Here is a 9,704-nt window from a genome sequence, read left to right on the forward strand (position 1 = left end):
CCAAGCCTCTCCTGGATGATATCCGTAGCAAGATCAAGGCAGCACAGTCCATTGCATTGCCCTCCAGTGCACTCAGCAAGGCCTGCCAATACGCGCTCAGACTGTGGAGGAAACTTACTCGATTCTTGGGATATCCGGAACTTGAGCTGAGCAATAACCTTGCGGAGAATTCAATGCGTCCCGTGGCTCTGGGCCGGAAGAACTGGATACACATCGGCAGTGCACAGGCGGGACCTAAGGTTGCGGCGATTCTCTCGGTCGTGGAAAGCTGCCGTAGGTTGAAACTCTCCGTGCGCGATTATCTGGCCGTGGTTCTCCCCGGGTTTGCCGATCTCCCGATCCAGCGCCTCACAGACCTTACTCCTGCTGAGTGGGTCGCGCAGCATTCATAGACTCAAGCGATGGGGTTGTTAGCGTGAGGGCGATGTCCCGACAGTTGGTTGACAATGCTCTCCTCGATTGGTGCCCGTCCACTCTGCCCAAGTCCATTCCGCAACGCTCCCGTTCAAATCCCATAGCGCACTGCGTCCGCCGCAAACGCAAGCGGGTTCCTCCTAGCTTCCTCATCGAAAACGCTTCTGATAGGTGGCTGTCATCCCTTGTTGCGATACTTCGCTGGAAAAACGGCGATGCGCAGCAGCCGGGGCTCGGCCAATGGGTGTCCGATCAACTCGTCCTTTCAACTAGGATTCGACTTCTGCCGTGAGGACATCCTCGATGGCTCTACATACCCTTGGCTATTACAACGGCGCAGCGGTTACTGAACCGTGAGATTAATCGTGGACGTGTGACTCAACGCGCCCGAAGTTGCGGTTATAACAATCGATGCGGTTCCACGATTCGCCCGATTACTGCCGCTGATGCCGCCACCGCTGCCGCAGCCGGTCGAAGCGATCAGGGATCCCAGAATGAGCGTGATCGCGAATCCAGCCAGCAGCCTGGAGTGCAGCCCTCGGCGAGATCTACCCACGCCGGCAAAAAAGCAGCAAAATAAGCCCGCACTAGCAAGCAACGTGCCCATCCCTCTGAGCCGGCCGTAGTGTTGCACTGAAGTCGAGGTCGTGGCTGTCAGTATGCTGGTCGCCGCGCCCGCGCCCGGAGTCACGGTCGGCGGATTGAAGGCGCAGGTCACGCCCGTCGGAGCCGCGCACGACAAGCTGACCGTGCCGGCAAATCCATTCGCCGGCGTAATGGTGAGCGTGAAGTTGGCCGACCCTCCCGCCGCGACCGTCGCATCTTGCGGAGTCACCGTCAGCGAGTAGTCGAGGGTGGGCTCCGCCGCGGCCGTGATCGCGCCGAACAAGCCGTGACCCTCGTTGGCGAGTCCTGCGGTGAAGTAGAGCGTGTTCGTATCGCCTGTTCCACCGGCGCCGAACACCAGCCCCCACAATGAAGCATTCGTGATAGTTGCCCCGGTCTGATCTTTCAATTGACCGAGAAAGTCTCCGGTCGCGGGATCGAACGCATTGATTGTGCCGTCTCCGAAATTACCGATCAGGATGTCGTTGCTGAACCGGCCGAAGTCCTTGCTGGCCTGTACCACGCTCCAGGGAGAATTCAGGGTGCCACCCAGAGCATACCGCTCTACAAAGTTGCCTTCCAGGTCGAAGATGTCGACGATGCCGTTTCCGGGTGCGTTTACCGGATCGTGCTTGGCAGCATCCTGCTTGGCATAAGTCACGAACACCTGATCTCCTACCTGCTGAATGTTGAACGGGGCAAAGCCAGCCGGAAGGCCCGGATCGGTGAACGATCCCGGAGGCGCAAGCGGCTCGAAGCTTAGCGTGTACGCTTCGATCGACCCGCTGTGAAAATTCGCGACCACAAGAAAGGTCGCACAACAGGCGGGACTCAGGATCGCCAATCCCTTGTACACGGCTCCAGCGGTCGAGTGATCGATGGCGAGGATCGCATTCCCCGTTCCGTTCCAGCCGGAGATGGTTCCATCTTCGGTCGCGACAAGAAACTGGCTGGGAGCGCCGCCGAGGATGAATCCGCCGGTCTGGGCGACGACCACACCGGTAGGCGTCGCCGGCGAAGCGCTGCCTCGTGGAGCGGGAATCAGAACATTGAACTGCGAGACGCCGTTCGCATCGTAAGTAGTGGCGAATCCGCTGTTGTTATCGGCAACCCAGAATGGTTGACCGGGGACAAATGCAATTCCCCAAGGATTAATCAGCCTGGGGTCGGTGTGTGCGGCCGCTCCAGCCATGTCAGAGACCAGATTCGTTTGTTGGTAGGAGTTGGTCTGTGCGACGGCACTCATGGCGCCGAGCAACAGGGCGAATCCGAGAACGGTTGCGTGAGATAAAAACCTGCGCTTCAAAGCTCCCCCCTTTTCGTCGCGCTTGTAGCAAGCGAAATGTCCTGATTGATTACTCTGGCGAACCGAGCACCCGCCGCTAAGGCGCCGCTGCCGAGGCCCGTAAGTCGCTGACAATCTGCTTCAGAGGTAGCGACGACGCTGCCGCATTACTGCGGCGCGCGAAGTACCTGCTGAGGTGTTCACGGAGCTTTATCCGCGCGCGGAACAAGCGTGCCTTCACATTGGGAATGCTCAGCCCCAGCATCTCTGCTGTGTCCGCGACGGACGCACCTTCGACGTCACGCAACAAGAAAACAACTCTGTAAGAGTGTGGCAGTGAAGCAAGGGCTCGCTGCAGGATTTCTCTGAGCTCGGTTCGACTAAAGAGCTGCTCGGGGTTGGGTTTCCAGTCAGCGACCTTGTCTGCTACAGTGCTGCCATCGTCTGCCTCTTGGTCTAGGGAAATAGTCGTTGCCCGTCGCAAGTTGCGAAGCTTCATCAGGGCGGCGTTGACCGCGATCCTGGTCAGCCAGGTCGAAAAGCGCGAGCGTTCTTCAAAGCGCTGCAAATGCTGGAATGCCTTCAGGAACGCGTCCTGCACGATATCTTCGGCATCCTCACGCGAATTCATGATGTGCATTGCGACCCGGAAAATCATGGCGGTGTAACGCTCAACCAGTTGTTCAAACGCGGTCATGTCTCCCCGTTTGGCCGCATGAACCAGCGCGAGGTCGTTGCTGGTGTCGATTTCTTGCTGTATTCTCCGGGTTGCCATAGCGAACTCCTGTCCACGATCAATCCCGCCAATGCAGCATTTCATAGCCTTGACCAGCCGGGCGTGTACGCGAAGAGCACCTACGCTTGATGCTCTCCACGTGCACAACCCAACTCCGCAGCGTTTTATTCCGCTTTGCGGTAGAAGAAGTAATCGGCCGTGTAACCCACGAGCAGTTGGTGACCCACATCGGCAGAGGACAAGCAGCCGGCATTGTCAGCCGGGGCAGATCCCCCTCGGGTATTCAAACGCTGGACGAAGGTGGTCTTGCTCAGGAATTTACCGCCCGTCGGCCCATCTTGCGTCGCCTTGGTCCCCAATAAGAGGCAGTCGATTGCACCCGTATTTGGGCAACTCGCGGGGTCGGAGCCGGCGGGGATCCCATTCACCTTAGCTGCCCACACCCTGCTGGTATCGAAGGAACTCTGCCACGTGGCGCGGGGGACCCGGTCGGCGGTGTTATCGGGGCTGAGGAAGTGCGTGATGATCTGGACGTCCTTCCCGAAGATCTTCACGAAAAGGGTGGCTTCCGGGCGAGCGGCGAGGACGGTCCAGGAAGTGCCGCCGGTGCTGGTGGGCAGGCAGATATAGCCTTGCGTACCCTGCGCGTGGCCGACCGCAAAGGCAACGTTTCCTGCCTCCGGTGTAATCTGGGAAGGAGTAGGCGGGGGCGTGACTTTCTGCGCCGCTGCGGGGATGACTGTGCCGAATGCACATGCGAGCACCAGAGCGGCTACCAACAGGCTCCGAGCTCCTTCAGTCTTGTTGGGCCTCTGACCTAGGTTGTAACTCATTTCCTTTTTCTCCATTTCTCGTTGTTATTTCAAGGTTGCGAACGGTTGAAGTTGTTAAGGCACACAACTAGTTCGAAGGCTGTTCACCGCATTGCTGTCATGCGGATCAAAATGGCCTTACATGGGACCTGTTGTTTGTGCTCTGCTAACAGTTACGTGGAAGTCGTAACTGCCCACACCAGACATAACGAGATCTCGGGAGACTTTCCTTTTTCGTGAAAGGAGAGTCATTGCGGGCGTGAAAGCGATGCACCTTGACGATCGCGTGGAACAAAAGGAATTCGTAAGCTCGCCGAAAGTCAAACGCGCGTAGTCTCCCTGCCGACACCGCGCGCGCTCGGGAATTGTTCTATCCCTAGAAGTAGTATTTGTAGGAAGGGATCAAAAGGCACGCAAAGGAGTCGGCGTTTCGCTTAGGTCGCGGTCTCTCATAGCGGAATGGCACACCATACAGGATCGCTGCGTGCTATTTCCTTCCTGGGAAACCAAAGCGTAAGTTTGCCCGTGCAGCGACCAGGTAACAACCTTGTAGCCCTCGAACGTGCGGTAGTGGAAGCTCACCTTCTTATAATCGACTTCGACTCCTCCTGAAGCGACGGCCACCGCATCGGGCGTCACTACCAGGCTCACAAGGCCTGTCTGCATCTGGTAAGCAATGTAGGCAGCGGGCTTGCTGCCGACTTGCACTAGCCGCGCGCCCTCCAGACGAAAAGGTCGCTCCTCTCCCGGGGCAGCAGGGGACGCCGGCAAAGCCAGTGAAAACGGTGACTTCGCTTTAAACCATTCATTGAGCGTCTGCTGCGAATCCGAGCGAATGCCAAGCGCAAGACTTCCCTGAGCATACTGCCGGTGAGTACGAACGGCGAACTCGGCAAACTTCAGCCCAGAGAGTGGCGTCGATGATGACGGGGGTTTCGTACTTAACACTGCGACAATCGCCATCAGCGCTAGCGCTGGTACGAGTACCTTCCACTGCAGAAAGCGCCGCCAGACGGGCAGCTCCCAAGGGTCGGGTGGAATTGGTTCTCGCTGGGTCTTCACCACTGGCTGCGACGGCGCCTTCAGTTGCGCCAGCAGCCCTTCTTCCTGAGGAGTCGGGTCGTCGTCCACGGACGTAGCAGCGCGAAGCAGGGGTCCGCAGTGGTCGCAGAGCGCGGCATGCATGATCAACTGCGCTGCCTTCAACTCCGGCCACAGTCCGGCGGCCACTTCATGCCAGTCGACATCGTTATCTTCAGGGCAGTCGACCTCCGGCGGTGCGGCTTCCGAGACCGCCACCTGCGAAAGCTGATTCACGACTTGCCGGTATTTCGATACCTTCCTGCTGCAATCCCCGCATGTCTGCAGGTGACGCTCGGCCTCGCGAACGGCGTCCGGAGAGGGCCCGTGGAGCTCTTGCGCGGTCTCCGACGGCGAGGGCACCAGAGCGTCAAGCTCGTGGCTGTCAATATGTTTGTCGAATGGACGGCGCAATTCCGGCACTCCCTTATATGACCAATACGAATTCCCGAGGGAATTTGCTTTTAGCTACTCCTCGTCATCGTCGGAATCCGATCGGAATTCAAGGATCTGCTCTCGGATGCAATGCTTCAGCCGTTCAATGACGCTTCCAACTCCCTTGGCGCTCAGTCCTATGGTCGGCAGGGAGGCGATTTCCTTGGAACTCATTCCTTGCCGGAAGTAGAGCCAGAAAATCATTCGATCACGCTTTTGGTCGGGCCCGGTCAAGCCACGCTTCAGGAGTTCATCAATCTCACTCAGTAAAACTCCGAAGGCGATTTTCTCTTGGCTCCCAAGAGCCTCGTTCCCTCCCTCGGGATCGACATCGCTCGTGGAAACATGAGGCTGGTCGCCTCCGGATGATTGACTATGACCATGCTTGAAATAGTCGTGAGCGGCATTGGCTGCAGTTTTCTTTATATATCCCAAAATAGCTTCGGGATGCTGGATAGCAAAGTCCCGCAGGAGGCGGCAGCCGTCTTCCCAGAGTTTGAGGTAGGTTACCTGGACCAGGTCCTCAACCAGGGACCGAGAGGGTTCGCCCCACAGGGAGGCTGTGCGGATTATGGTGAGGCTGATGGGTTTTCCGACGCGGGAAACGAACTCCTCCCATGCCTGTTCATCAGGAGGGCCGGCGCAGAGACAGACGAGGTCCTTCAGGGACAAAGACGAATATCGCGTCGGCTTAGGGGTGTTCGAGATCCTTGAGTCGCCGAAGGGCAACGTCGCATTCTTGCCCTGATACTCAGTTCGTCCCACTGCCAGTCTCCTGTTCTGAAATGCACGAGGTGGGATTCGTGATCGTTCCCACCTCGCCGGTGGATAAAGGGCCCTTTGCATTGCTCGAGCCGTCCGGGCGGGCCACGCCCGACCTACTCCGTGTCTGAGTGGCTTGGTTCCTCTTCGACCCTCGGGATACCTGCGGCGAACCAAACTCCCCCCACATTCCGGATAAGCAGTACCGGAGTGCTACAGGGATTCGGCGGAGCCGGCGACAGGGAATCGTCGATTCTGAAGTCCCCGTCGGGCTCGAGAGCCACCCCGGCGAGGGTTGAGTCATGAGCGGTAGCGGCGGCAGCAGGCCCACAGAAGAGGGTGGCGTGGACGCTCTGCGAGCCGTTAGTTCCGATGCCGTTGCCGTTGGCCAGAAGCAGGCCGCGTCCCTCAACCCTGATATGCCCGTCGGACCTTACATCCGCGTCGAGGCCAGCGATCGTCCAAGGTGCGCCCGGGTTAACACCCCTGACGATGTTTAGGTTGACAGTCCCATTCGCGGCGACACTGGAAAGGGGATCGACCCCGATCGCGCCCTTGAATTTCACCAGCGCGGGACCATGGTTGTAGGTGTTCTGGTACGCACTGTTTTGAGCAGAGGCGATGCCAGAGACGGCTAGTGCCGCGATCGATACGAGCAATCCACGGACCATGTTCCGAGCCGCCTTGCCATACCAGAATCTTCCACTGCGATTGTTGTTCACTTCGCTCTCCTTGCTATTGGACTTAGTAGGGCCGTTGATCCTCTGGATGTTGGTGCAAACTCTTGCGGCATCCAACTGCTTCCACTAGAATCTGACCTATTCGCCGCCAGACCGCCGGCCCATGAGCAAGCTAGGCGGCGCCGTTCGAAATCGTCCTTAAGGGCTCGTCAAGAATTTCCAGGTAAATTCCAAAGAAGTTCCAAAGATCGTCATTCCCCTGGAAACAAAGGTCTTGTACGAATTTGGAAAATTCCGCTGTGACCCCCGGGAGCATCTCCTGCTGTGCGCGGGCAAGCCGGTTTCGCTGTCTCCGAAGTCGTTCGAGATCCTGGTCGCGCTGATTCAGAACAATGGCCGGCTGTTGACCAAGGACGAACTCATGCAGCAGGTGTGGCCTGACAGCTTTGTGGAAGAGGCCAACCTGACGGTCAATATCTCCGCACTGCGCAAAGTGCTGGGCGAGACCCCCGGAGGGCAGCGATATATCGAGACTGTGCCCAAGCGGGGATACCGATTTGTTGCGCCGGTCAAGGAGGTCCAGGACAACGGCAAACCCAGCCCATCCATGCAGCCATCCGGCGTTGCGCAGGAAGAGCCGTTGCTACCGGTTGCGCCTGCACCCACCTCGCCGGCTCGGTCTCTGCGCTGGTGGCTGCCGGCCGCCGGACTCCTGCTGATTGCGGTCCTGGTTTCCGCCGTCTTGGTGATCCGCCGTCCCACCCGGCTCACCGACAAAGACACGGTCGTGCTGGCCGACTTCGCCAACCCCACGGGGGATCCCGTCTTCGATGGCGCGTTGCGGCAAGGGCTTTCCTCGCAACTGGAGCAGTCGCCGTTCTTGAATCTGCTTTCCGACGAGCGCATCGCGCAGACGCTATCTCTCATGTCCCAGCCCAAAGACTCCCACCTGACCCACGAACTCGCCCGCGAAGTTTGCCAGCGCACGGCGAGCGCGGCGGTTCTGGATGGGACGATTGCGCAGGTTGGCACGCAGTACCTTCTGACCCTGAAAGCGATCAACTGCTCAAACGGGGAATCGTTGGGCAGCGCGGAGGCACAGGCCGCTGACAAAAACCATGTTCTCGATGCCCTGGGAAAGGTGGCTTCGCAGATCCGCAATAAGTTGGGCGAGTCGCTAGCCTCGGTGCAGAGGTATGACGCCCCAGCGGAAAGCGTCACTACTCCATCGCTGGCTGCCCTCAAAGCCTACAGCCTCGGGTACCAGGCCATGATCGTGAAGAGCGATTGGCCCGCCGCGATCCCGTTGTTCCAGCGTGCGATCAGCCTAGACCCGAATTTCGCCATGGCCTATGCCAGGATGGGAACCTGTTATTCCAACCTTTACGATACGGTTCATGCTGCGGAGAGCGTCCGCCGGGCGTATGAACTGCGAGAACGTGCGAGCGAGCGGGAGAAGCTCTACATTGCCTCCCACCACGAACTTTTCGTTACCGGAAATCTGGAAGCGGCCCGCAAGGTCTATGAATTGTCGGCGCAAACTTACCCACGCGACGTTCCACTCAACAATCTGGGCCTCATCTACAGCGAACTGGGCGACTTCGATAAAGCACTCGCTGCGTTTGAAAAGGTATTGAGAGTCAGCGCCGGAACCGGAAACAGGTACGCAAATCTCGTAAGCGGGTATCTGCAACTCAACCGTCTGGACGAAGCGAGAGCTGCGGCGCGGGAGGCGCAGGCCCACAAGATTGACTCACCGGAGATTCACCTCAATCTTTACTGGGTCGATTTTCTTCAGCATGACGCGGCGGGGATGGAGTCGGAGGCGGCTGGACTGATGGGCAAGGCGGGATACGAAGACCAAATGCTCAACCATGAATCGGACACAGCCCTGTATTTCGGGCAGCTTGCTAAGGCGCGTGTGCTGACCCGGCGCGCCATCGAATCCGCCCGAAGAGGAGATGAAAAAGAGGCGGCGGCGCTATATCAAGCCCAAGCCGCGGTACGCGAGGCGCTGGTGGGCAATCTGGGCTTGGCGAAACAGGAGGCGCAAGCGGCGCTCGTGCTCTCGAACGCAAGAGATGTGGAGGCTTTGTCGGCAATCGCGCTGGCGATGGCAGGCGATTCCGCCCAGGCCATGCGCCTGGCGAACGATTTGGCAAAGCGCTTCCCGGAAGACACGTTTGTGCAATTCAACTACTTGCCTGCGATCCATGCCGCCGCGTTGCTTCGCGTCAGCGATGGCCCCAAGGCCACAGAGGCCCAGGCGGGAGCGCCTTACGAACTCGGGGGTAACCTTGAGACCCTGACGTTCGTTCTTTACCCGGTTTACTTGCGCGGCGAGGCATATCTAGCAGCGAAGCAAGGCACCGCGGCGGCAGCGGAGTTTCAGAAAATTCTCGATCATCCCGGCGTCGTCCGAAGTGAGCCCATCGGCGCACTGGCGCACTTGGGACTGGGCAGGGCCTATGTTCTGTCGGGAGACCAAGGCAAAGCCAAGGGCGCCTACCAAGACTTCCTCGCACTCTGGAGAGACGCCGACCCGGACGTGCCCATTCTGAAGGAAGCCAAGGCGGAATACTCCAAGCTGCATTGAGCAACGAATGACGAGTTTGCGCGTTTCTCGATCCCGCCTGCGAAGTACTGGCGTGGATGCTTCCCTTATCACCTGCGACCAAGGCGGATCCATTGGACAAGGTGCCCGGCGAACAGCGTCGCGAACAGCGCGGGTAGTCGCGGAGGCACCGAATATCAGAAGAGGGGTATCCACTTGACTCAGGTGACCCCAACAGGTAGTGTGCTGGGCCATGCTGCAGGTCGTGGAGGATTATCCCAGGACGCTGGCGGAACTGGAAGCGCGGTTCAGCAGCGAGCAGGCCTGCCGGGAGTATCTG

The 9,704-nt window shown here is 58.8% G+C and carries 8 protein-coding genes; 2 read left to right on the forward strand and 6 right to left on the reverse strand.

The annotated features are described in order from the left end of the window. Positions 1-11: 11 nt before the first annotated feature. Positions 12-392: a transposase gene (locus LAN64_11120; protein ID MBZ5568387.1), complete on the forward strand. Its 381-nt coding sequence runs from the start codon at positions 12-14 to the stop codon at positions 390-392. Between the two features lie 365 nt (positions 393-757). On the opposite strand, the gene LAN64_11125 is transcribed toward LAN64_11120, so the two are convergent. The 6 genes from LAN64_11125 to LAN64_11150 form a co-directional block, all read right to left on the reverse strand. Further along, positions 758-2,212: a TIGR03118 family protein gene (locus LAN64_11125; GenBank protein ID MBZ5568388.1), complete on the reverse strand. Its 1,455-nt coding sequence runs from the start codon at positions 2,210-2,212 to the stop codon at positions 758-760. 190 nt (positions 2,213-2,402) lie between these two features. Next, on the reverse strand, positions 2,403-3,080 hold the full coding sequence (locus tag LAN64_11130; GenBank protein MBZ5568389.1) for a sigma-70 family RNA polymerase sigma factor: 678 nt from the start codon (positions 3,078-3,080) through the stop codon (positions 2,403-2,405). 125 nt (positions 3,081-3,205) lie between these two features. Continuing rightward, the gene (locus tag LAN64_11135; GenBank protein MBZ5568390.1) at positions 3,206-3,874 is read right to left on the reverse strand and encodes a DUF3455 domain-containing protein; all 669 of its coding nucleotides are present in this window, start codon (positions 3,872-3,874) and stop codon (positions 3,206-3,208) included. Positions 3,875-4,255: 381 nt separating this feature from the next. Beyond that, positions 4,256-5,356, reverse strand: a complete 1,101-nt coding sequence (locus tag LAN64_11140) for a hypothetical protein (protein MBZ5568391.1) — start codon at positions 5,354-5,356, stop codon at positions 4,256-4,258. A gap of 45 nt (positions 5,357-5,401) precedes the next feature. Further along, positions 5,402-6,133, reverse strand: a complete 732-nt coding sequence (locus LAN64_11145) for a sigma-70 family RNA polymerase sigma factor (protein MBZ5568392.1) — start codon at positions 6,131-6,133, stop codon at positions 5,402-5,404. A 113-nt stretch (positions 6,134-6,246) separates the two neighbouring features. Then, positions 6,247-6,852, reverse strand: a complete 606-nt coding sequence (locus LAN64_11150; protein ID MBZ5568393.1) for a hypothetical protein — start codon at positions 6,850-6,852, stop codon at positions 6,247-6,249. 232 nt (positions 6,853-7,084) lie between these two features. Between LAN64_11150 and LAN64_11155 the strand changes: the two genes are divergently transcribed. After that, positions 7,085-9,406 (forward strand): winged helix-turn-helix domain-containing protein, encoded by a 2,322-nt coding sequence (locus tag LAN64_11155; GenBank protein ID MBZ5568394.1) that lies wholly within the window; start codon positions 7,085-7,087, stop codon positions 9,404-9,406. Positions 9,407-9,704: the final 298 nt, after the last annotated feature.

The organism is Terriglobia bacterium (assembly GCA_020073185.1).
In the GTDB taxonomy this organism is placed as follows: Bacteria; Acidobacteriota; Terriglobia; order Terriglobales; family Acidobacteriaceae; genus JAIQGF01.

What these genes read in the sequence shown, in the direction of transcription:
- LAN64_11125 (MBZ5568388.1), bottom strand. Translation starts at nt 2,212, where the DNA reads ATGGCTGGAGCGGCCGCACACACCGACCCCAGGCTGATTAATCCTTGG.
- LAN64_11130 (MBZ5568389.1), bottom strand. Translation starts at nt 3,080, where the DNA reads ATGGCAACCCGGAGAATACAGCAAGAAATCGACACCAGCAACGACCTC.
- LAN64_11135 (MBZ5568390.1), bottom strand. Translation starts at nt 3,874, where the DNA reads ATGAGTTACAACCTAGGTCAGAGGCCCAACAAGACTGAAGGAGCTCGG.